The organism is Helicobacter pylori, from assembly GCF_030323545.1.
Taxonomy (GTDB): domain Bacteria; phylum Campylobacterota; class Campylobacteria; order Campylobacterales; family Helicobacteraceae; genus Helicobacter; species Helicobacter pylori_CO.
Genome location: NZ_CP122954.1, coordinates 1,075,733 through 1,098,221 on the forward strand (window position 1 = coordinate 1,075,733; position 22,489 = coordinate 1,098,221).

General features: G+C 38.1%; 17 protein-coding genes. 4 read left to right on the forward strand and 13 right to left on the reverse strand.

Features of this window, described 5'->3' with window-relative positions; genetic code table 11:
• Positions 1–93 precede the first annotated feature (93 nt).
• A complete protein-coding gene (locus QAP06_RS05110) occupies positions 94–1,611 on the reverse strand; it encodes a catalase (RefSeq protein WP_024421821.1) in 1,518 nt (505 codons plus the stop codon).
• A 322-nt stretch (positions 1,612–1,933) separates the two neighbouring features.
• Between QAP06_RS05110 and QAP06_RS05115 the strand changes: the two genes are divergently transcribed.
• Positions 1,934–4,309 carry a TonB-dependent receptor gene (locus QAP06_RS05115; RefSeq protein WP_286465179.1) on the forward strand — a complete coding sequence of 792 codons (2,376 nt, stop codon included), beginning with the start codon at positions 1,934–1,936 and terminating at the stop codon, positions 4,307–4,309.
• On the opposite strand, the gene ruvC is transcribed toward QAP06_RS05115, so the two are convergent.
• Positions 4,310–4,783, reverse strand: coding sequence for a crossover junction endodeoxyribonuclease RuvC (gene ruvC, locus QAP06_RS05120; protein ID WP_001221153.1), 474 nt, complete (start codon positions 4,781–4,783; stop codon positions 4,310–4,312).
• Positions 4,784–4,914: 131 nt separating this feature from the next.
• On the opposite strand from ruvC, the gene QAP06_RS05125 reads away from it, so the two are divergent.
• Entirely contained in the window at positions 4,915–5,640 is a 726-nt protein-coding gene (locus QAP06_RS05125; RefSeq protein WP_000646762.1) for an NYN domain-containing protein, read from the forward strand.
• 341 nt (positions 5,641–5,981) lie between these two features.
• Here QAP06_RS05125 and QAP06_RS05130 read toward each other — a convergent pair whose 3' ends face one another.
• The 3 genes from QAP06_RS05130 to QAP06_RS05140 all read right to left on the reverse strand — a co-directional run bounded on the left by QAP06_RS05130 (position 5,982) and on the right by QAP06_RS05140 (position 12,126).
• A complete protein-coding gene (locus tag QAP06_RS05130; protein WP_434059344.1) occupies positions 5,982–8,816 on the reverse strand; it encodes a DUF3519 domain-containing protein in 2,835 nt (944 codons plus the stop codon).
• 256 nt (positions 8,817–9,072) lie between these two features.
• Positions 9,073–10,470, reverse strand: a complete 1,398-nt coding sequence (hofD, locus tag QAP06_RS05135; RefSeq protein WP_286465183.1) for an outer membrane beta-barrel protein HofD — start codon at positions 10,468–10,470, stop codon at positions 9,073–9,075.
• A gap of 69 nt (positions 10,471–10,539) precedes the next feature.
• On the reverse strand, positions 10,540–12,126 hold the full coding sequence (locus tag QAP06_RS05140; protein WP_120814563.1) for an outer membrane family protein: 1,587 nt from the start codon (positions 12,124–12,126) through the stop codon (positions 10,540–10,542).
• Positions 12,127–12,409: 283 nt separating this feature from the next.
• Here QAP06_RS05140 and QAP06_RS05145 point away from each other — a divergent pair, with 283 nt between their 5' ends.
• Positions 12,410–13,354, forward strand: a complete 945-nt coding sequence (locus QAP06_RS05145) for a catalase family peroxidase (protein ID WP_286465184.1) — start codon at positions 12,410–12,412, stop codon at positions 13,352–13,354.
• 31 nt (positions 13,355–13,385) lie between these two features.
• A complete protein-coding gene (locus QAP06_RS05150) occupies positions 13,386–13,568 on the forward strand; it encodes a hypothetical protein (RefSeq protein ID WP_245014067.1) in 183 nt (60 codons plus the stop codon).
• Between the two features lie 19 nt (positions 13,569–13,587).
• On the opposite strand, the gene QAP06_RS05155 is transcribed toward QAP06_RS05150, so the two are convergent.
• The 8 genes from QAP06_RS05155 to hopJ form a co-directional block, all read right to left on the reverse strand.
• Positions 13,588–14,340 carry a restriction endonuclease gene (locus tag QAP06_RS05155; protein WP_286465185.1) on the reverse strand — a complete coding sequence of 251 codons (753 nt, stop codon included), beginning with the start codon at positions 14,338–14,340 and terminating at the stop codon, positions 13,588–13,590.
• 1 nt (position 14,341) lies between these two features.
• On the reverse strand, positions 14,342–15,388 hold the full coding sequence (locus tag QAP06_RS05160; RefSeq protein ID WP_286465187.1) for a DNA cytosine methyltransferase: 1,047 nt from the start codon (positions 15,386–15,388) through the stop codon (positions 14,342–14,344).
• Positions 15,389–15,477: 89 nt separating this feature from the next.
• A complete protein-coding gene (locus tag QAP06_RS05165; RefSeq protein WP_286465189.1) occupies positions 15,478–16,101 on the reverse strand; it encodes a GIY-YIG nuclease family protein in 624 nt (207 codons plus the stop codon).
• Between the two features lies 1 nt (position 16,102).
• Positions 16,103–17,032 (reverse strand): DNA adenine methylase, encoded by a 930-nt coding sequence (locus QAP06_RS05170; protein ID WP_286465190.1) that lies wholly within the window; start codon positions 17,030–17,032, stop codon positions 16,103–16,105.
• 15 nt (positions 17,033–17,047) lie between these two features.
• On the reverse strand, positions 17,048–18,847 hold the full coding sequence (gene typA / locus QAP06_RS05175) for a translational GTPase TypA (RefSeq protein WP_000790221.1): 1,800 nt from the start codon (positions 18,845–18,847) through the stop codon (positions 17,048–17,050).
• Between the two features lie 45 nt (positions 18,848–18,892).
• A complete protein-coding gene (locus tag QAP06_RS05180; RefSeq protein ID WP_286465192.1) occupies positions 18,893–19,741 on the reverse strand; it encodes a glycosyltransferase family 9 protein in 849 nt (282 codons plus the stop codon).
• Positions 19,707–21,344: a class I SAM-dependent methyltransferase gene (locus QAP06_RS05185; RefSeq protein WP_286465193.1), complete on the reverse strand. Its 1,638-nt coding sequence runs from the start codon at positions 21,342–21,344 to the stop codon at positions 19,707–19,709. Before QAP06_RS05185 ends, QAP06_RS05180 begins: the two co-directional genes overlap by 35 nt.
• Before the next feature lie 8 nt (positions 21,345–21,352).
• Positions 21,353–22,462 carry a Hop family outer membrane protein HopJ/HopK gene (gene hopJ, locus QAP06_RS05190; RefSeq protein WP_286464960.1) on the reverse strand — a complete coding sequence of 370 codons (1,110 nt, stop codon included), beginning with the start codon at positions 22,460–22,462 and terminating at the stop codon, positions 21,353–21,355.
• Positions 22,463–22,489 lie beyond the last annotated feature (27 nt).

Consider the following 22,489-nt stretch of genomic DNA (forward strand, 5'->3'; position numbering starts at 1 on the left):
AGGACACACCACCAAAGGATTGATGAGTATCCAAAAACCTAAATTTTGAAAGACAAAGCACTCCTAAAAAATAAGAACGCTTAAAGAAAAGGGTTACTTTTTCTTTTTTGTGTGGTGCATGTCTTTTCCATGCATGTCTTTCATCATTTTTTGGTGTTTTTCAAGAGCTTTTTTAACTCCCTCAGCGTATTTGGGGTCAGCTTTCTTGAAATGCTCCAATTGCTTATCCACAATTTCCTTATGGGTAACATGAGCTAAAGACTCTCCAATAGTGTCATGCAACCTTTCTTTTTCATCAGCTGGCAATGAGCGGTAGTAATCACCTGGTTGGGTGTAGTAATCGCTATCATCAGCTCTATAATCCCAATTCCACACTTCAAACTCTTTCTCAATATGAGCTAAGTTGAACTTAGGATCCCTCGCGCTCTTATCTTCTTTATAGCCAGGCAATGAGCTAGGCGTATAGTTTTGTAAAGAGCCGTAATACCCGTTTTGCATGTAACCATCTCTGCTAGAAGAGTGGAACGGGCATCTTGGTTTGTTAACCGGTATCTGAGGATAATTAACCCCTAAGCGGTAGCGGTGTGTGTCTCCATAAGAGAACAAGCGTCCTTGTAACATCCTATCAGGGCTATAGCCAATTCCAGGAACGACATTAGCCGGAGTGAATGCCGCTTGCTCCACTTCTGCGAAATAGTTTTCAGGATTTTTATTCAACTCTACAATGCCCACTTCCATCAATGGATAATCTTGGAGATACCAAATTTTAGTCACATCAAACGGATGGAATCGATACTTTTTAGCATCTTCTTCTGGCATCACTTGAATGCTCAATTTCCATTTTGGGAAATCCCCTCTAGCGATCGCATCGAATAAATCCCTTTGATTGGAATCAGGATCATGCTTTCTGATTTCTGCGGCTTCTTCATTAGTCAAGTGCTTAACGCCTTGCATGGTGTGAAAGTGGAATTTCACCCAAAAGCGTTCGCCTTTCGCGTTGATGAGACTGAAAGTGTGGCTGCCAAAACCATCCATGTGGCGGAAAGATTTAGGAATCCCCCTATCGCTCATAACCCATGTTACTTGGTATAAGCTTTCAGGAACATTGCTCCAAAAATCCCATACCATGTCAGGATTAGGCAAATTGGTTTGAGGATCTCGTTTTTGAGTGTGGATGAAATCAGGGAATTTGATCGCATCACGGATAAAGAAAACAGGCGTGTTGTTCCCTACTAAATCCCAGTTACCTTCTTCAGTGTAATACTTCATCGCAAAACCTCTAGGGTCTCTCACTGCATCCGCACTGCCTCTTTCGCCAGCCACAGTAGAAAATCTGAAAAAGCATTCTGTTTTTTTGCCCACTTTAGAGAAAATTTTCGCTTTAGTGTATTTAGTGATGTCTTTAGTCACGGTGAAAGTGCCATAAGCTCCGCTTCCTTTAGCATGCACCACCCTTTCAGGGATCCTTTCTCTGTCAAACGCCGCTAATTTTTCCAAAAACCAAGTGCTTTGTAATAAAACAGGACCTCTAGGGCCAGCCGTAATCACATTATTGTCATCCCAAACGGGAGCGCCAAAAGCAGTGGTTTGTTTCACATCTTTATTAACCATCTTTTTTCCTTTATTTGATTTTAAATCTTCGTAATCTGACACCAAGCCGATTACTTGTGGTGATTATCACATAATTTGTTATACAAAGACTAACAAGATTCAATTTCCTTAAAAAATCCTTTTTTTAAGAATAAAAAAACCCCTTAAGTATTTCTATTTGTAACAATTAATGAAAATAAGAAAGATTAAAAACAAAATTTTATTTTTAATCTGGTTTTAATAATAATTATTATACTATTCTATCTCAATGTTTTAGTGGATTTTGTTTTTTTTTTTTTTTGATTTTTATTTTTTGAATTTTTAGATTAAGGAGAGTTGTTGGATGTTTTTAAGATCATACCCAAAGCTTAGATACGCTTTGTGTTTCCCCCTACTCGCTGAGACTTGCTATAGCGAGGAGCGCACTTTAAATAAGGTTACCACCCAAGCTAAAAGGATTTTCACTTACAACAATGAGTTTAAAGTAACTTCTAAAGAATTGGATCAGCGCCAAAGCAATGAAGTCAAAGACTTGTTTAGGACTAACCCTGATGTGAATGTGGGCGGAGGGAGTGTGATGGGGCAGAAAATCTATGTGAGAGGCATTGAAGACAGGCTTTTAAGGGTTACAGTGGATGGGGCTGTGCAAAATGGCAATATCTACCACCACCAAGGCAACACCGTGATTGACCCTGGCATGCTCAAAAGCGTGGAAGTTACCAAAGGCGCGGCTAATGCGAGCGCGGGGCCAGGAGCGATTGCGGGAGTGATTAAAATGGAGACTAAAGGAGCGGCTGATTTTATCCCTAGGGGGAAAAATTATGCTGCTAGTGGGGCGGTGAGTTTTTATACCAATTTTGGCGATCGAGAGACTTTCAGATCGGCTTATCAAAACACGCATTTTGATATTATCGCTTACTATACGCACCAAAACATCTTCTATTATAGAAGCGGCGCTACAGCGACAAAAAACCTTTTCAAACCCACACAAGCCGATAAAGAGCCAGGAACTCCTAGCGAGCAAAACAACGCTTTGATTAAAATGAATGGTTATTTGAGCGACAGAGACACGCTCACTTTCAGCTGGAACATGACACGAGATAACGCTACACGCCCTTTAAGGAGTAACGCTATAGGGTTAGCCTATCCTTGTGAAGCCCCTTTTAGCCCTGATAGTTCTCAAGGGTGTCCTAATGTGTTAGATAGTTTCACAAGGTATTTGTATCACTCTATTAATAGCGCTAACAATCTTTCCTTACAATACAAAAGGGAAGCGGGAAATTCTTTTGGCGACCCACGATTGGATTTTACCCTTTATACAAGCATTAGAAACGCTCAGTTTGATCCTCTATTTGATCCTAATGGCGTTTATGCTAGATTCCCCACTTCTTTAGCGAGTGCATGGGAAAAAGAAAATTACCCATGCGTGGAAGGCGGGTATTGCACCCCAAGCTTTTCAGATGTGGATAAACCAAGCTCACAACCTAGGGATTTGTTTTTGAACAACACCGGCTTAAACCTTAAAGTTGCGCATGTGATTGATCAAGCCACAGACAGCCTTTTTGAATACGGATTCAACTACCAAAATTTAAGCGTTTTTGACGCTCGCATCCCTAAATCAGAATTATACAGGCCTAATCAAGTTTATACTGACGATAAAGGGCAAAAACAAACCGCTTGCTCTCTTGTGGATAATAACCCCAATGACCCTACTTTATGCCAAAGAGGGAAAGCGAACGGGAATATTTATGGAGGCTATGTGCAAGCGAACTACTCGCCTCATAAAATCATCACTTTTGGAGCCGGGGTAAGGTGGGATGCATACACGCTTTATGATAAAGATTGGAACCACCGCTACACTCAAGGCTTTAGCCCTAGCGCGGCTCTTGTGTTAAGCCCCATTGAGCCACTATCTTTAAAAATCACTTATTCTCAAGTTACAAGGGGGGTTATGCCAGGAGATGGCGTGTATATGCGCCAAAACGATTTGCGATACGCTAAAAATATCAAGCCTGAAGTGGGCTCTAACGCTGAATTTAATATTGATTATTCAAGCCAGTATTTTAGCGGGAGGGCTGCGGCGTTTTATCAAGCTTTGGATAATTTCATCTCACAATACGCGCAAAATTTGATTGTAACCAATTTAAATCAAGCGATTAGGATTTATGGCTATGAAGTGGGTGGGACTTTCAGATACAAGGGCGTGAGTTTGAATGTAGGGATCTCGCGCACTTGGCCCACCACCATGGGGTATTTAATGGCGGATAGCTATGAGCTTGCCGCAAGCACCGGTAATGTTTTTATCATCAAATTGGATTACACCATTCCAAAAACAGGGATCAATCTTGCATGGCTTAGCCGCTTTGTTACCGGTTTAGATTATTGCGGGTTTGATATTTACTTGCCTGATTATGGGACGGCTGAAAAACCCAAAACCCCTACCGATTTAGCCAAATGCGGATCTAAATTAGGGTTAGTGCATATGCATAAACCGGGCTATGGCGTGAGTAATTTTTATATCAATTGGAGTCCTAAAACCAAAAGCCGCTGGAAAGGTTTGCTGCTTTCTGCTGTGTTTAATAATGTTTTCAACAAATTCTATGTGGATCAAACAAGCCCTTATGTCATGAGCCCGGATATGCCAGGCACTGACGCTGTTAAAAGAGCGATCGCAGAGCCTGGTTTTAACGCGCGTTTTGAAGTGGCTTACAAATGGTAGTTAATGGAGCTTTAAGCGTTGCGCATGCGTGATAGCAACGGCTATCGCATCGCTAATATCCAAAGGCTTGATTTCGCTTGTGATATTAAGCAAGCGTTTGACCATAAAGGCCACTTGCTCTTTAGCGGCTTTCCCGTTACCGGTCAGGGCTTTTTTGACTTGTAAGGGCGTGTATTCGCTGAAATTACCAATCCTTTCTAAAATCTTTAAAGACAACGCCCCCCTAAATTGCGCGAGCTTGATCACGCTTTTAGGGTTATACCCAAAAAAAATATCTTCAATCGCTACTTCATTGACTTCGTAACGATCCAATAAGCAATCTAAGGCTTCTATCAAATCTAAGATTTGTTCTTGCAAGCGTGTCGTGGTGATATTAATGAACCCGGCCGTGATTAAAGAAAGCTTGTTAGAAGCGTGAGAAATGATAGCATACCCGCATTTCCTACTGCCTGGGTCTATTCCTAAAATACGCATCAATCATTCCTATTATTTAATTGCAAGGTTTAAAAAACGCTATTATTATATCCATGTTTCTTGTTAGAATAAAATACAAGATTGCATTAAGAACTTTTAAAAAATTTAGCGTATAAATAAGGGAGCAATAAATGAAAGCAAACACAATCATATTGGTGGATTGGGAGAATTTCAGGCGCGATATTAAACAAACAAAATGCGTTAATTATAATATCGCTTTAGATGTGATCGTTACTATTAGGGCTTTTTTACTAGATGATGAGAGGATCAGTCGTATTTACTTTTATACCACCCCACCCTTTGATTTTGAACATGCGTTATGGGATAAGAGGAACGACACTCTCCAAAATGAAAAAAATCCGGGAACAGAAATGAAAATCTTCACCAGCAGCGACATTGAAGAGATTTTACAAAGCAGTGAAGCGACTAAATGGGAGAAGATTTATAGCGATGTGGAAAATTTCCAACACGATCTGGCTTCATTGGATCAAGTGGAATTGAGGTTAGGGAGAACTAAGTTAAACGCAATAAGAGTGGAGTTTGATGGGAGTTATAGAGCGTTATTGGAACAAAAGCAGGTGGATATGCTCATGGGTCTTGACATTCAAAGAATAGCCTTTAAAAAAATAGCTGACAGGATTCTTATATTTTCAAAAGATACGGATCTGATCCCCGCGCTCAAATTAGCCAGAGATGAGGGGTTAAGGGTGGATATTGCTGATTTGTCTAACAGGTTGTCTCTTCTTAGCCAGGACTTGAAATACAATTCGGATAAAGTGAGGAAATTGAGCAGCAACGAAGTCAAAGACAAGCTTTTTTCAATCAGAGAAAATCTCACTAAAACCAACTGGGCTTAAACTAAAAACCAACGGAGTTCTAGTAACGATGCAAACAGAGTAACCAAAATTTCTTTTTTAAAAAATTAAAAGGCTTTAACCAAAGCGCTAACCCGTTAACGATCCTATTCCTTAGGTTATGGAAGTTTAAAATGAAGGGTCTTACTGCCCTTATCGGTTTGGATTTTAATCTCCATGAGATTCTTGCAATCGTGTTCTATTGTCAGAGATTCTCCGAATTTAAGCGTGAACATAGTGGTTTTTTTGACTGGGTGGCTCCGGCTTTCTTTTCATCTTCTTCTTACTCCTTGACTTATTAAAATTTTTGTTTTATATTTTAAATGCAAGCCCACTCCTTCGGCTTATTCTTTAAGCGTTCTTGCCTGCGGAATGAAAGAGTGGATAATGTCCGCCTTGTCAATCTCTGCTTTAATGTAACTTGGTTTAACTTTCAATCCTGTAATAAGCTTACTATCATTATCCTGTGTGACTAAAAAATAATAAATCGTTTTAGGATCGCCTTGGAAGGCTTTGATATGCTCTTTTTTAACTTCCTTACCTTGATTTTTAAAAATAAGCGTAATATCGGGTTCTTTTAAGGTAGGTTCTACTAAATGCAAATAAGCTAATCGGTGCTTAGCATCAGGCTTGCTTTGTAAATGTTTAATGAAATTTTCTTTATTTTCAATCCCATTAAAAGCGTTTAAAAAGCTATCAATCTCTCTCGGTAATTGCATGGGTTTTATAGCGTTCAAATCTTTCAAAAACGCTTCTTTGTCTTCTATGACTTTAAAGGCTCGTTCTTTAATTGCTTTCTCTGTTTCCTCTGTGCTTGTTTTGCTTACTGCTTCTTTAATCCCTTTCTTGCTTTCTTTTTGCATGTCTTGAACGGCTTCTATCAAGCGCTTTAAAGTAGGGTTGTTTTCGTTCGGCTCTCTATTCACCATTAAAAGGTAATGCGTGAAGTCGTAAATATCAATATCCTTAAATTCCTTACTATCAGGGTTAAACATGTCTTTAGCTTCATCTGCGATCTTAAATTCTTTCAAACCTTTTTTAATGTTATCGCTTCTTAAAGCTTCAAATAACGCTTTACTTGGATCATCAAACCTCGCAAATCGTGCGATCGCGCTTCCTAAAATCTCGCTGATATCGCTTGTGCTTTGATCGCTCTTTTCAAACATCTCTAACGAACTCGTTTTATAGAATTTTTCGCTCAAATCTTTCAGGCTCTCGCTTGTTGTTTGATAATTCTTTAAATTCGCAAAACTGCGATCCATAATATTGCTTAAATAAGCGTTTAGGCTTACATTAGGAAAGCTCATGTCGTGGATGAGATTGTGAAAACTCCCTGCGTTATCTACAAACATTTTTTTTACTTTTTCATAGCTTTTAATATCATTTGAAAATTCTTTCTGCCAGCGGTTTAATAGTTCTATCCCTTGCGTTTTAGTGCGTGGCATGTTAAACATTAACAACGCTAAATTACTATCGCCTACATTAGGATGAGTAGCCTTATCAAAATTAAGGTTTTTGGCCACAATGTTTTTTAATGAATAAATGCTATCAGCGTTTAACTTGGTTTCTAATTCTTTTAATTTAGGTTCATAGTGGCTTAAAACCGCTATCGCATGATCGCTCTCACTGTTAAAGCGTCCTTGATTGCTAGAAGCCGCTAAATTGTTGATCTCGGTATTGTTTAGTCGGTTGTGTGGCACTCGCACTAACAGCTCGTCCGGTTTCAAGTCTATGTGATAGTATTCCTTGACCGCTTTCTCGTAAGCAAAACGGCTTTTAGGCGTGAAATTCAGCATGCCTTGGATTCTGTGGTTTCCTGCGATCACTTGCCCGTCGTTTAAAATGATCGGTAAATCTTCAAAACCTCCGCTCCCAAATATCTTCTTAGGGTCAAAATTCTCAGCAATGCTTTTAATCTGTTTTTCGTTCATGTCGGTGCGTTTTTGCGTTCCGCCTGTGGTAAAGCTCGGTTTCAAGTCTTTGGCTTTCACGATCGCATAGTCTAAATCGTAAATCTCTCGTTCGTTCAATCTCACTCGGCTTTTAGGTAGTTGCGTTTGCGTATTCGCTGGTATATCTTCTCCTACTTCTATTTTAGTCTGACTTTCAATATTGCCCGCATTGCCTCGCTCGTGTTCTAATTTCTTTTTTAAAGCCTCTTTTCGCTTTGTTTCTTGCTCTTTAGCTTTTAAAAATTCTTGTTCGCTTTCTAATCTTTCGCTTTCTAGTTTCGCAAGCTTTTCGACGTTGGCTTGTTCAAACGGGCTTAAGGGTGTAGGCTTTTGTGTGGTTTCGTTTAAATCTTTGCTTGTTTTTGATAAATCCTCTTGATCTATTAGCGGTTTTTGTGTAAGATTAGGTTCATGGGGATGGTTTCCAGAGTGTAGACTGGCATCCCTAAAATCTATAAAATTCCTATCGCTATAAAAATCAAAAATCTTATTTCCATTGTTTAAATCATCTACGACTAACCTAAGCTTTACGCCGTTATTATCCCATTCGTAAGCATATCTAAATCCGTTTTTAATCCTTTCAAAACTCTCTAATAACACGCTTCCGTTTTTGATTACTTCGCTCATGTTAAATAGTTCATCGTTAGTTAGTCCGCCTGTGTTCTCTTCTCCGTAATGCTTTCTTAGTATTTTTCTAGCTCCCGCATTCCTTGATCCTTGTTCTAAAAGATAAAGGTCGTTTAAATCTATTCCTTTAACCTCTGTTTGATCCAACTCGCCGTTAAACACTTTTAAAACTTGTTGCTGTTCTTTAGTAAGCTTGCTTTCATCAATCTTTTGTAATTCTTTTAAGGCTTGTTCGTATTTAGTGGCTTTCTCTTTGATTTCTTCGCTCGCGCTTTTGACGCCGTTAGTAAGCTCTTCAATGATTTTAAGCGTGTTGTTGCTAAATTTAGCGTTTTGCGCGCTTAGTTCTAAATTCTTACTAAACTCGCTTATTGTGTGGCTTCTTTCTAACGCTCTTTTAATGTGATACTTTAACGCTGCGCCTGCGGTGGCTTCGTTTAAAGCTTTAGGTAATTTCACTCCTAAAATACGATCGGGAGCGTTACGGTATAAAGTCCCTAGCGTGAATTTAGTCCATTGATACTTTAACGCTCCGCTTAGAGTGGTCGCTAAACCTTGGCTTAAGTTCTTGGTGGTGGCTGGCTTTAGGCTCTCTGCGATCTTAGCGTCGTTTTTAAAAAGCTTATGAAAACCGCTCGCTATGTCAATGTATTCTTTAGCCTTTGGTGTGGTAAAAACATCATCTTTAAACTCGTTTAGCTTGTTTAAGAAATGCGTAGGTGTGGTGTTTTGTTCTAGTATATTAAATATTGAATAATAAAGTTAAATAAGGCTTTTTGAGTATTGATATTTGATTGGAGCAGAGCCTTTCAATATTTTAAAAAGGCTAATCAAAAATACCCATTAAGGATAAATACTAGTAAATCCTAAAACCATAAGTGATGTTAAACATGATATGGCTTCGGTCAGAATACACATTGTGTGTTAAAGGTTGCGTGCCAGGCCCGTTAGGATCGACTGGAACATACATGCCACAATACCCAATACAATAGCCTTTTTTGGTGATATTGCCATAATATTCTAGTTTTAAATCCATTCTAATATTATACCTATTAGAAAAATAACTCAAAAAGAGTGCAAGACTCCTTTCATCAGCCCTTGGGCTATCCGTCCAACGGCCTAAAATTTTCCAGCTAAACCCTCTATATTGTGAGCCTACATACAAAAACCCGTTGATAACATCAGCACCAACAATATTGTTAATTTCTGCGTCATAAATACTATTCGTCCAGATATTATACCCCAAAGGATCCCCATAAATACCTATATCACCATTAGCGTTACCGATATTTTTATAGACACTGCCCCCAAATTGCCACTTGTTATAGTAAAAACGAGTGCGGAAGAAATAAGTTTGCCCGCTCTTGCCTAGCGGCACTTGTTGGAATAGAATAATATCATTTTGATTAGCCGGAGTGGCAAAAATGGGGAAAAACCCCACGAAAGTGCCTACAAAACGAAAGCCTTTATTGTTGAAATTAGGGTTGGTGTCGTAAGTGATATTAATGCCTGGTGCATACATTCTTTGAAAGATCGCATAAAAATAAGGGTTGATTTTTAGGTTGTCTTTTTCATATTTCAAATCCGCTATCATTAGAGCCTTACCGCTTGTATAGTAACGCCCAAAATACCAAAACCAGTCGCTTGACGCTGAAGCCCTAGCGTCTGAATACATCACTCTGAATCTGGTGTCTTTGTATTTGACAAAGCCTTCAACCCCTTGAGTGTAAGAAGTGAACCAATCATACTCTTCAGCATCATAGCGCCCCCCTTTCACACCAAAACTGAATTTGTCTTTTTTGTAGTTGTAGCTCAAAAAAGCGTTATGCACCATGGCTAAACGAGGTTTTTGCACATTTAAACCGCTATGTCCCGCATACCAACCAATGTATTGCCAAAAGATACCCGCCCCAAAAGGATCAGTCCTAGAGCCAGGCTGGCCATTAGGGATATTGTTGCCTTGATAAGCGGTAGAGTCATAGGGGAGCGCTGCCATCATCGCCCCCACTTCCGCTCTCAAACCCTTGTATAAACCCATGCTCAAATTCAATTCACCGAGTAAAGAAGTGTAGCTACCTGTAGGATAAATGTCTTTAGAAGGCTGGTATCTTTGGTTATTAAAGCCAAACTTGGTATAGCTGCTCACCTTTCCAACAATGCTCATGTTGAATTCATAAGCTTGAAGTTTGGATAAAAAAAGACTAGAAAAAAGCAAAAAAAATAGAGAGTAAGAAAAATACTTCTTAACTTCCAAAACCCTAACTCCCAAAGATATTAAAATAAAAATACAAAAAAGGCATACCTAAGAGATAGGGGAACTCTCTTAGAAACTATAACTGATGTGTGTCATCAAATGGCTTCTATCTTGGGTAATACTTTTTGCGATACCGCCCATGTTTTGAGGACCTTGCGCGAACGCAGAAGATTCAAACAAACCATTATTCAAGTTAAGTGGCTGACCGTTTGGCCCAAGGAAACCGGTTCCAGGGTTGTAACCCGCACGAATTTGGAACTCTAACCACACAAGTTTGAGACCCGCTTTAACATGCTTGCTAAACTGATAGTCTAGATACATACCGATACCATATTCCAAAGCCCTTGGTGCGGTGGTGAAGCGCTGATAAACGCTCCAACTGAACTTACCATGCTTACCTCCACCTTTAACATACTCGGTGAACGCGTCAGCATCGGTAATGTTGTCAATCCCCGCAAACCCTAAGCTGTAGATGCCACCGACCCATTGTTCGATACCATCAAGAGCCACAGGGTTACCCCAAGTACCTAAGTTCATGTTAGGGTTACCAATGTTGAGATAAGCACCACCAACCACAAAGTAGTTGTTAATGTCTATATGGTGGTGCAAATAGAGTGTCGCACCACCAGGACCTTGCAAGCCACGCCACTTACCATTATCCAAGAACGGATCCCAAGTGTTATAACGAGCGGGTGCGTAACGACCGTATTCAGCGTTATTCCAACGATAGTCATACAACACATAGAGAGTCGTTTTATTTCTAATGCCTATCCCTCTGAACTCAGGGTTGGTATCATACTCTACTTTAACACCGGGCAATGTGCCTACTTGTGGGATAAGATACACATAAGGGTGGATCAATAAATTCTTTGTAGGGCGATAAATAATACCGGCTTTATGAATACCCCAAGGCTTTTCACGATAGATAGGGAACAACCATTGACCATCAGCGATACCACGACCCCAAGAGCTAAAGAGCAAGAATTTCATCTTATTCGTAAGCTTGAAAGTCCCATAAAAACCTTGGAACAATTGGTAAATCCAATCCATTTGCTCCTGCTCCGTAACATCAAAACGCCCCATTACCATATGGACTCTGTCGCTATCATAGGTAAGATTCGCTTTATAAACTTCATAGCGCCTTGAATGCCCAGGCAAGTAGGCGTTAGCCGGATAGTAGTTAGGGAACAAGCCGTTCCACTCACCCATATACATATAGCCAATACCTCTAGGGTCAATAATACCGCCTGGTCCTTGCTGTTCCCACATTTTAGTGGCATTCATACAAAGGCTCAAAGAATCAGTGCCGCAAGAAGTTTTATCCCAATAGCTTGGGGGGGTAAAATCCTTTGCCCACCTATCATACCTAGTGTTATCATAAACTTGTCCTCCCAAAACACCGCCTAAATTCACGGTCCATCCCCTACCTAAATGCACAGACCCCTCTAGCTTACCCGTAAGGTTAACAAAAGTTTCTGTGGGATAGATACCTTTAACAGGGTTAATAGGCGAACGGTTAAAACCCACTTTGGAGAAGTTGATAAAATCCCCATGCACTTCATAAGTAACCGCCCCTAATGAACCCGTAGTGAACAATAGTGGCAAGGTAAAACGCTTTAGCAATGTAGCCGCAACTTTTCGTTTCTTTAATTTCATTCCTCTTCCTTACTTTACCTGAGAATAGATAAATTACTCTGTAGAAATAATTGTAGCATAAAAGAATATAGATTTAGTTTAAAATCAAGCTAATTTTTCTTAAAAATCACAAAATTTAAAACACAAGTTTATCCTTAAAAGCTTGCTGATGAGCATGCAAATGGATAGGATAATTTTTTAAGACCTAATAAGATACTAAAAAAGGCTTTTTTAAGGCCAAATAGGGAATTTACTGATACAATAAAAGGCATTGTTTATATAAATTAATAATAAAGGATCAAGAATGAAAAAAATTGGTTTGAGCTTGTGTTTGGTTTTTAGCTTGGGTTTTTTAAAAGCCCATGAAGTGAGCACTGAAGAGATTGCGGATATTTTCTACAAACTCAACGCCAAAGAGCCTAAAATGAAAATCAACCACACTAAGGGGTTTTGCGCTAAAGGCGTGTTCCTCCCTAACCCGCAAGCAAAAGAGGATTTAGATGTGCCATTACTCAATGAAAAAGAAATCCCTGCATCTGTAAGGTATTCTTTAGGAGGCGTGGCGATGGATGATAAAAGCAAAGTTAGGGGAATGGCGTTAAAATTAGAAAATCAAAACGCTAGCTGGACAATGGTGATGCTCAATACAGAAATCAATTTTGCCAAAAACCCTAACGAATTCGCCCAATTTTTTGAGATGAGAATCCCTAAAAATGGCAAGGTGGATGAAGCAAGAATCAAAAAGCTTTATGAAGAAGTCCCCTCTTATAGGAATTTTGCCGCTTACACCAAAACGATAGGGATTAGCTCAAGCGTGGCTAACACGCCTTATTATAGCGTTCATGCGTTCAAGTTTAAAGATAAGAAAGAAAAATTATTGCCTGCGAGATGGAAATTTGTGCCTAAAGACGGCATCAAGTATCTTAACCCCCAAGAATTAAAGCAAAAAGATTCAAATTATCTGCTTTCTTCATTCCAACAACACCTTAAAACTAAACCCATAGAGTACCAAATGTATCTGGTGTTTGCGAATAAAAATGATGCCACCAACGACACGACCGCACTTTGGAAAGGCAAACACAAAGAATTGTTGGTAGGGACATTGAAAGTTGAAAAATACGAAGGAATGGGTTGCAATAAAGACGTGTATTTCCCAGCCGATCTCCCTAAAGGCGTAGAAGCCCCTACTGATCCCTTATTCCAAATCAGGAATGAAGTTTATGGGATCACTTTTAATAGAAGGCAATAAAAAGGCTAAGGCAAATCAATGTATAAGTTGATTGAAAAAATGCATTTTTATGAGTTTGGGGGAGTGGGATTTTTGTTTAAAGCTTTTGAATGTGCCCACTAAACACTCGCTCCCTCATTTGAGGGACACGCTCACGCTGAATGTTGGGCAAAAAAATAACGAACATTCAATCCACCTACCACATTTTAATGCCATTATCTTGTATTTTATTTAGGCCGTTATACTATTGGTTTTTATGAAAGCGGCTTACTAGGTATTTCTGTAATTTTGTAATCAAAAAAGTTTTGCGAAATATTAAAAACGCTCTGCCCTTCCATTTGTTGGCGGGTTATCCAATTCAAATCATTGTCTTTGATTTTAGAAATTTCTACGCACGCTACTTGCCCGTTAAACAGATCAAAATGCACCACAATAGTAGGGATTTTATCCGTTATCAAACGCCTTTTAGCTTCTATAACTTTATGTTCTTTAATATCATTGATCCCTTGAAACCCGCTTTGAACTTCTAGCAGTAAATGATTGTCTAACAAAAAATCGGCTTTAGGACTTCTTTTAAAGCTTTCTATGCTCTCAAAATTATCACCACCAAAAAATTTAATGGTTTCTTTTTGTGCGCCAAAAAGACAAGCGATAAAATTCTTAAAAAACTCCGCTACTAAAAACCCACGCATCCAAGAAAAACACACTTCTTCAGGTCTTCTGCCTTGATTATTCAGCTTATAAATAATATAAGTATCCACTATCTTTGAAAACACTTGCTCTATGGAGTTTTTAAAAAAGCATTCCAATTCATACTCATTATATTTAAAACAATAAATACTATTGATAGCGCTAAAAATTTCAATAAGCCTTTTTTTGAGTGCGTTTAAATAACTGAAATCAACGCAAGGTTGTATGTCTTTAGTGCCTAAAAATTCCTTAAACGCATTTTGCGAACCAAAACCCAGTAATTTTCTGTAATCCTTAAAGTCATTATTGTTAAACATCTTACCCCTTTAAAAAGTCAAAAACCGCCTGTGCGAGCGCTACACTCAATAAAGGCGGAACGGCATTGCCAATTTGCAATCTTTTAGCGCTAGTGCTCCCATAAAATTTATAATTATCAGGAAAGCTTTGCAATCTTGCCCCCTCTCTAATGCTTAACGCTCTAGAGTCTCTTGGATGGATACACCTAGAACTGCTTGGGGTAGAAAAATTTCTTGTAATGGTGGGGGCTGGTTTTTCCCACCACATTTTGGCATAGGTATTAGTATAACCACTTTTGGGGCGTAAATTTTCTGGCAAATCGTCTTTACTCTGTCCGTCTTTTAGCGTTTGCATGATTTTTATAAGTTTTTCATTGTTTTTAGGACTGCTATGTTCGCTTAATTCTTTAGAATTTCGCACAAATTCCAAAAAAACATTATCCGCATTTTTAAGATAACCTAAAGCATCACCATTTTCACCGCCTTGAATGGGTGGTAAATCCCCTAAAGCGTCTTTTAGAGAAAAATGCGTTTTTATGGGTTTGGGGAAGTGGAATTTTTGTTTAAAGCTTTTGAGCACGCCCACTAAAATCACTCGCTCTCTTATTTGAGGCACACCATAATCTAGGGCGTTTAAAATGGCATGCTCTAAAATATAACCTCTCTCTTTAAAAGCGTTACAAATTTGTTTGAATAATTGCCCTTTTTGCATAGACATTAAACCCACCACATTTTCAAAAACAAACATTTTTGGTTTTACTAAATCCAAGAGCCGCAAATATTCTTTAAACAGATTCGCTTTTTCATCCATTTTTCTTTTGCCAAGGGTAGAATAGCTCTGGCATGGTGGTCCGCCTAGTAGAATATCAATTGAAACGCATGGTAAGTTGTGGCAATTAAGTTGCATAATATCGCATAAAATGGTTTGCGTTTCTTTATGATTGGCTTGATAGCTTAAAATAGCGTCCTTGTCTATATCATTAGCCCATATTAATTCAAAATAAGGGTGCATAGAAAAGCCATAGCTCAATCCTCCAGCACCACAAAAAATATCTGCTACCTTATACAAGTTTTATTTTTTCCTTTCATCTAAACCCACACTTTTTAAATGGAGTAAAAACTTAAAGTTCTTTTTTGAGACTGGGTTAAGACTATTTCTTAATCTTTTAAAATTCCGCTAGGTTTGTCAATCGCTTTTCTATGGACGGCCTTTTCTCTGTTTTGAGCTTTTTGAGTGATATTGGCATGCTCATCTTTAATATCGTTTGGCCAATCTTTACCTTGCTCTTGCACATTCCATTCGGGTAATGCATCATTGTTATTGTTTCTATAATCCGTCAAGCAAGCTTGCTCTAAAAGTTTATAGCTGATGCTTGCGTCTTTGATTGCATGAAAACCAAACAAGCCTTTCACTTGAGTTTCAAAATTAGGCTGATAAATCATGTAAAATTCTATTTTAGCCCCTGTGAGTATTGTGTGATAAAGAAAATACCACACACCAAAACTTCTAATACTAGGCCTCCCTTTGACTCCCCCATCTTTATAAATATTGAGTGTGCTTTTAATCCCGCCATCTGCTTGAGAGCCACCGATTTTTTTAATCTCACCATCCACTACAATTAAATACACTCTAGCCACATTTTGAGTTAAAATATTTTGAGATAAAGATTGATTGTTTTCATCTTTTAAATCCTTAAGATAGTTGAAATTTAACTTTGTGCTGTCTTTCACGTATTCTACATCAGCGATTTTAAAGGCAGTTTTGACTTCGCTAATATGCATTTTACTCCTTGATAATCAATAACTCATGAGATTGTTTGACATGGTTATTATCGCCTCTTTCTAAGCGATTTTTACCCATTCTGATCTCGCCTTGTCCCATAGTGTATTGCCAAGATGGCTCTAAAATTTTAAAATCTTTATAAGCATTCCTTACAAATTCGCAGTCATTATAACTTAAAATAAATGGCCCTCTATGCCTTTTTAACATGCGAGCTAAGACTTCATGTTTAAAACCATTATGGTGGATAGGAAAATTACGCATAGGATAAATCCCTTTAAACATTTTAGAATTTTCTAACACATAAGGGGGGTCAAGATAGAAAAAATCATTAGGATAAGCGAGCAACACTTCTTCAAAACTAGAGCATTCCACCTTTAAACTAGGGGCGTTAAAATCTTTAATTTTTAAAAGGGCGTTTAGATAGCGTTGTTTGTCAGTGTAAATTTTACTCATCCACCCTAAAAATCCCGGCCCGTAGCTTAAATTAAAGTTAAAGTAATAATCTCTAGCCAAAATTAAAGGGTCTAAAACGCATTCTTTTTTATAGTGGGCTTTTAACTCTTGTTTGATAATGCTGTAAGTTTCTTGATTAGGTTCTAAAGAGAACAAATTATCATAAAGAGCTTGTTTGTCTTTGAGCAGCGCTTGATAAAAATTCACTAAAATGTCAAAAATATCAAAGCCTAGCACTTCTAAACCCAACTCTGTTGCGCATGCAATTTCTACGCTCCCCCCACCTATAAAAGGGCTAATAACCCTACGCACACCATTAGGTATATACTCCACTATTAACCCTACAGCTAAAGACTTGCCCCCACCATATCTTAAAGGGGCTTTTATGTAGCGTTTGTAACGCCCATTATTGGAGCGTAAATTGTGCAAAAAAACATCTTTTTTACTAGCGTTTTGGTTGAATAAATTCGCATGCATTCCAAAAAATTCTATTTATTTCTTCGCCCTTTTCCTCATGTTAGGGTCTAAAATCTTTTTCCTAATCCTTAAATTCAAGGGGGTAACTTCTAAAATCTCATCTTCTTCAATCCATTCTAACGCTCTTTCCAACACCATAGTCCTAGGCGGGGTGAGTTTGATCGCATCATCGCTCCCGCTCGCTCTCATGTTGGTTAAATGCTTGGATTTGATGGGATTGACATCTAAATCATTATCCCTACTGTGCTCGCCAATGACCATGCCCACATAAACCTTAGTTTGGGGGTTGATAAAAAGCGTGCCTCTTTCTTGGATATTGAATAGCGAAAAAGCGGTCGCTTCGCCATTTTCCATGCTGATTAGCGCCCCATTTTTGCGCGATTCCACGCTCCCGCTGAAAGGGCGGAATTCTAAAAAGCTATGATTCATCACGCCTTCGCCCTTAGTGTCGGTTAAAAACTCGCTCCTATAGCCGATAAGCCCTCTTGCAGGGATTTCAAATTCTAATCTTGTATAGCCGTCGCTCATGGGATTCATCGCTTTCATCTCGGCTTTTCTTTTGCCTAATCTCTCAATGATAGCCCCGCTAAAATCTTGGGGCGTGTCAATCACTAAATGCTCAAAAGGCTCGCATTTAACGCCATTTTCTTCTTTAATGATGACTTCAGGGCGTGAAATGCTAAACTCAAACCCTTCACGGCGTAAATTTTCAGCTAAAATAGTGATTTGCAATTCCCCACGCCCGCTCACTTTAAACTTGCCTTCGCCCATTTCTTCGCATTTCATAGCGATATTGGTTTGCATTTCTTTTAAGAGCCTGTCTTTCAATTTATTGGCAGTAACATGCTTTCCTTCTAACCCGGCTAAGGGCGAATCATTGACGGCAAAATACACGCTCATTGTAGGCTCTTCTAAATGCATGGGGTCTAAAGGCATGGGGTTAGCAGGATCAACGACGCTATCGCCCACATCCATTGCGTTAAAGCCGGCAATCGCTACAATATCGCCCGCATAAGCGTTTTCAATCTCAGTCCTAGCCAGTCCTAAAAAGCCTATAAGCTTAGTGATACGGCCATTCTCTTTACTCCCATCGCTTTTCATCAACAGCACGCTTTCATTCTTTTTAACCGAGCCGTTAAACACTCTAGCGATACCGATTTTGCCTACATAATTGTCATAATCAAGCGTAAAAATTTGCATTTGCAAAGGCTCATCAACGCTCCCGCTAGGGCTTGGCACATGCTCTAAAATCGTTTCAAACAAAGGCTCTAAATTTTTCTTTTCATCGTCTAAACTTTTCATCGCATAGCCATCTCTAGCAGCAGCATACACCACAGGGAAATCCAATTGTTTATCGCTAGCCCCCATCGCTACGAACAAGTCAAAAACTTCATCCACCACTCTGTCCGGTTCAGCGGCAGGCTTATCAATTTTATTCACCACCACAATGGGGCAAATCCCAAAACTCAAAGCCTTTTTAACCACGAATTTAGTTTGAGGCATGACCCCTTCTTGAGCGTCCACTAAAAGCAACACCCCATCCACCATTTTTAAAACGCGCTCCACTTCGCCCCCAAAATCAGCATGCCCGGGAGTGTCAATGATATTGATTTTAGTGTCTTTGTAATAAATAGCGGTGTTTTTAGACAGGATAGTAATGCCTCTTTCTCTTTCTAAATCGTTGCTATCCATCACCCTTTCATCCACTTTTTCCCTCTCACTAAATGTGCCAGATTGAGAAAGTAAGCCATCTACTAAAGTGGTTTTCCCATGATCAACATGCGCGATTACAGCGATATTTCTAATATTTTTCATGAATGTCCTAACAAGCAAAATTGAGATTAGAAGTATAACACAATATTACAATAGCCCCAAATGACGGAATTTTTTGGCTAAATCCTGTTCTATAGAATGGCTTTTGTGGGCTTTTAAAAAATTTTCATTTCCGCCATTAGGCGGCATGAAATCGTCATTATCCCTATAAAAAAAGATAAAATAATTTTTCTTTAAATAGTAAGCCAAATGGATCAAAAACGAATCCCCCCCTATATACAAATCGCTTTCTAAAATCAGATTTTTAACTTCTTCTAAACTGGTTTTAGCGCGATAATGAGCGACTTCATTTTGTAAAAAAGTGTATCGTTCTTCAAAATCTAAAAGCGTAACACAAAAGGGTTTTAAGAGCTTTAAAATAATTTGCAAATGCTCTAAAGGGATACTTCGGTCTATGGATCTTGTGAAAGGGTTGATCAAAATCTTTTTAGGGTTTTTTAAATTCATGGGATATGAAGAATTGTCAAAAACATGCCCATAAACTTGAGAAAACAACTCCTGGCGGTTGTGATAAACATTTTTAATTTCTTTATTGGGAGTGGTTATGGGAATGAATTTGGCTAAAAGAGCGCTTCTAAAATCCTGTTTTTCTAAAATCAAATGTTTGATTTTGTGCTTTTTAATCGCTTTTAACAACCATAAAAAATCCTTCATCGCTAAAAAAACGCCTTGTTTTTTAAAATCATAAAAAGCAGGGACATTTTCAAAAAGAGGAATGATTTCAAAATATTTTTCGCATTCTAAAAGCCTAGCGATCTTTAAAGTCAAATGAGTGCCTAGGATTTTAAGGGGTTGTTGCTGTTTGAAAGCGATTTCTTTTAAAAGGCTAAGCGTGATGAGATTATCCCCTAAAGCCAAAAGGCAAGCAACATGCATGATTTTTCCTGATTGTAAAATGTTTAGGGTCTTTTTTTTCTATCCCTAAATTTTTTAAATAAAATTTTTCATCAAAACTATTGTTAATAAATTGCACAAATAGGGGCAAACATTCCAAATCTTTTCTTAAGATTTTATGCGTTTTAAAAAGCGATTCAAAAATAAATTGCATTAAATCGCTGTTCAATAATTCTTTTAGCGCATGAGCGTTGATGGGGAAATTTTCTTTTAAAACAAACATGTTCGCGCTATTTAAAAAAAGGCGTTGCTTATTATCATAAAAAAAGACAAGCTTTGAAGAAATGAATTTATACACGATTTTTTCTCTAGATTGATAAAGGCTTAAGGGAGCGACTTGCTGGCAGTCTTTTAAATCAGCGTTAATGAATTGGCTAGGGGCTTTCAAGCCGTCTTTTAAAATATCTGAACCCCTAAAAATAGGAATGGTATTTTTTTCTTGTTTGGAGTGTAATTTTTCTTTATTGTTACCTGTAACAATCCCTAAAGCAAAATGAGCGTTATTTTTTAAAGTTATATGAGGAATGGAAAAAAGGTGGTCTAAAATTTTATTTTCTTTGCTAGAGCAATGGATATTAAAAATCTTTTTAGGGTTGTTAAAAAAAGAAGAGGGCGAGCGTTTGAACTTGCTATTTTGATAAAAGCATGAGATTTTTTGATCCTTGTTAGGGGTTTTTTTAAGCACCAAACCCACAGCCTTAGTCATTAGATTTTTAAAAGGTTTGTCAAAATCAATCAGGCTTCTAATTTGAAACTTTAAAGCCACTTCTCGCATTTTGCTAAACGCATCAATATTCAAACAACTTTCGGGTAATAATAGCCCCAAATGAGCGTTTTCTTTTAAGCAATTCAAACTCGCTACAAAAAAGAGCGACGCGCTATCTAGGCTTTGAGAGAGGTTGAATTTCTGTTTGAAATTTTCTTTTTGGTTTTGGTTGTATTTCTTACCCCATGGCGGGTTAGTGAAAATGCAATCAAATTGCGGGGTGTGTTTTAAATTTAAAAAATCTTTTTGCGCAATATTAGGGCAATCTAAATGGTAACGCTCTTTAATACGCTTCTTAGTCAAAGCGATAGCAAAAGCGTCCGTATCATAGCCATAAATATTTTCAACCTTAAACCCCAGTTTTAAAGCATGCATGATAAAATTCCCACTCCCCACAGCCGGATCGCAAAAAACCGCTTGAGAGGTATCAAAATCTTTAGGGAGCATGAAAAGTTGTTCTACTATTTTATTAGGAGTGTAGTAAATGCCTTCTAAATTTCTGGTGGTGTTAGAAAGCTCTTCTTCATAATAAGAACCCAACTTTTCTAAATCAGAGCTATTTTCTAGTATTTTTAGGTATTTTAAAATCAATTCTTGATGGTTATGCACGCCTTTTAAGGATTTGTTAGCGTATTTGTTGAGCTTGTTTTTCCCTAAATGGTTGCGGCAAAAATCTAAAAAAGAGCTTGTTTTCACATAAATTTTACGATCAATCTCTAGTTTCTCTAAAAGATTGGTTTTGATCCAATTATGCACGCTGCTGTGAGAAACATTGATTAGGCGAGCGACTTCTTCAATCAAAAGAGCGTTTGAAGGCATTTACCCCCCTAAAAACTATAAACATAACTCACATTAAACATGACAAGGCGTTTAAAAAACAAAGAGGTGTTCAACCCTTTGCCATGCGTTTCATAAAAGGAATTGACCGCTAAAGGGATTTTTAAGCCCATTTCAAAGCCGTTATGCCTATTGACATTCACGCGAACCCCAAAATTCAAAGGGATTTGGAAAAAACTCGTGTGCATTTTAGCCTGATAATTGGTCAAATAGTTGTTGATAAAATCCGTTTGGCTCACCCACATGCTCAAACCACTCCCTACCCACGAACTCCCCGCTAAAGCAAAGCCCGCATAAAAACCCACGCTAGAATGTTTTTGCGCATTATCAATGAAATTATAAAGATAGTCTATTCCAAGCCCATAAAGGTGGTTATTCATTTTGCCCAAACCATCAAAGCCATTACCCACAAAACCAAAATTAGTATAGCCATAGTCATAGAACAAGTAATAGCGAAACCCTTGATTTTTTTTCTTGGTAAAGAAATGCTTATACCCTACGCTCAAACTCACCCCATACATGCTTGAAATGTTTTTAGAATAAGAGTTAGGATCAAGCGCGTTTAGGGAATTTGAAATTTGAGCGATTTGAGAAGATAAAGAAGAAAGCATGCGGTTTTGGGATTGATTGAATTGCACTTCTAAATTTTTTAAGTTTTCTTCAAATTCTAAAGGGCTATTAGTGGGTTCTTGTATTTTTTCTAATGCTTGGACTAATTGGGGGTTAGATGCAACGCCACCGCTAAGTGTGATGATTTTTTCAATATTTTGAAAGGTGGATTGGAGGTAGTATTTCTCAGCTTGCATTTCAGTGGGGGTTAATTTAGAATGGTTTTTTAAATTATTGTTAATATAGGCAAAGGTGTTAGGCATGCTGGTGATTTCATTTTTAACTTGATTGAGCTTATCGATCTTATTTTGAGCGTTAGAAATGGTTTGGATGCGTTCTTGATTGAAAAAAGGGTTATTGTGTTGGATAGCATGACTGATAGAATATTCAAACCCCACGCTCGCATACGCCCCATTTTCTTCAGCGATACAAAAAGATAAAAATAAAGGTAAAAAGAATGATGAATGTAATAAGGCTTTTGGAAATTGCATGGTTAATCCTAATCAAAAATAATCTCA

What these genes read in the sequence shown, in the direction of transcription:
- QAP06_RS05110 (WP_024421821.1), bottom strand. Translation starts at nt 1,611, where the DNA reads ATGGTTAATAAAGATGTGAAACAAACCACTGCTTTTGGCGCTCCCGTT.
- QAP06_RS05115 (WP_286465179.1), top strand. Translation starts at nt 1,934, where the DNA reads ATGTTTTTAAGATCATACCCAAAGCTTAGATACGCTTTGTGTTTCCCC.
- ruvC (WP_001221153.1), bottom strand. Translation starts at nt 4,783, where the DNA reads ATGCGTATTTTAGGAATAGACCCAGGCAGTAGGAAATGCGGGTATGCT.
- QAP06_RS05125 (WP_000646762.1), top strand. Translation starts at nt 4,915, where the DNA reads ATGAAAGCAAACACAATCATATTGGTGGATTGGGAGAATTTCAGGCGC.
- QAP06_RS05140 (WP_120814563.1), bottom strand. Translation starts at nt 12,126, where the DNA reads ATGAAATTAAAGAAACGAAAAGTTGCGGCTACATTGCTAAAGCGTTTT.
- QAP06_RS05145 (WP_286465184.1), top strand. Translation starts at nt 12,410, where the DNA reads ATGAAAAAAATTGGTTTGAGCTTGTGTTTGGTTTTTAGCTTGGGTTTT.
- QAP06_RS05155 (WP_286465185.1), bottom strand. Translation starts at nt 14,340, where the DNA reads ATGTTTAACAATAATGACTTTAAGGATTACAGAAAATTACTGGGTTTT.
- QAP06_RS05165 (WP_286465189.1), bottom strand. Translation starts at nt 16,101, where the DNA reads ATGCATATTAGCGAAGTCAAAACTGCCTTTAAAATCGCTGATGTAGAA.
- QAP06_RS05170 (WP_286465190.1), bottom strand. Translation starts at nt 17,032, where the DNA reads ATGCATGCGAATTTATTCAACCAAAACGCTAGTAAAAAAGATGTTTTT.
- typA (WP_000790221.1), bottom strand. Translation starts at nt 18,847, where the DNA reads ATGAAAAATATTAGAAATATCGCTGTAATCGCGCATGTTGATCATGGG.
- QAP06_RS05180 (WP_286465192.1), bottom strand. Translation starts at nt 19,741, where the DNA reads ATGCATGTTGCTTGCCTTTTGGCTTTAGGGGATAATCTCATCACGCTT.
- QAP06_RS05185 (WP_286465193.1), bottom strand. Translation starts at nt 21,344, where the DNA reads ATGCCTTCAAACGCTCTTTTGATTGAAGAAGTCGCTCGCCTAATCAAT.
- hopJ (WP_286464960.1), bottom strand. Translation starts at nt 22,462, where the DNA reads ATGCAATTTCCAAAAGCCTTATTACATTCATCATTCTTTTTACCTTTA.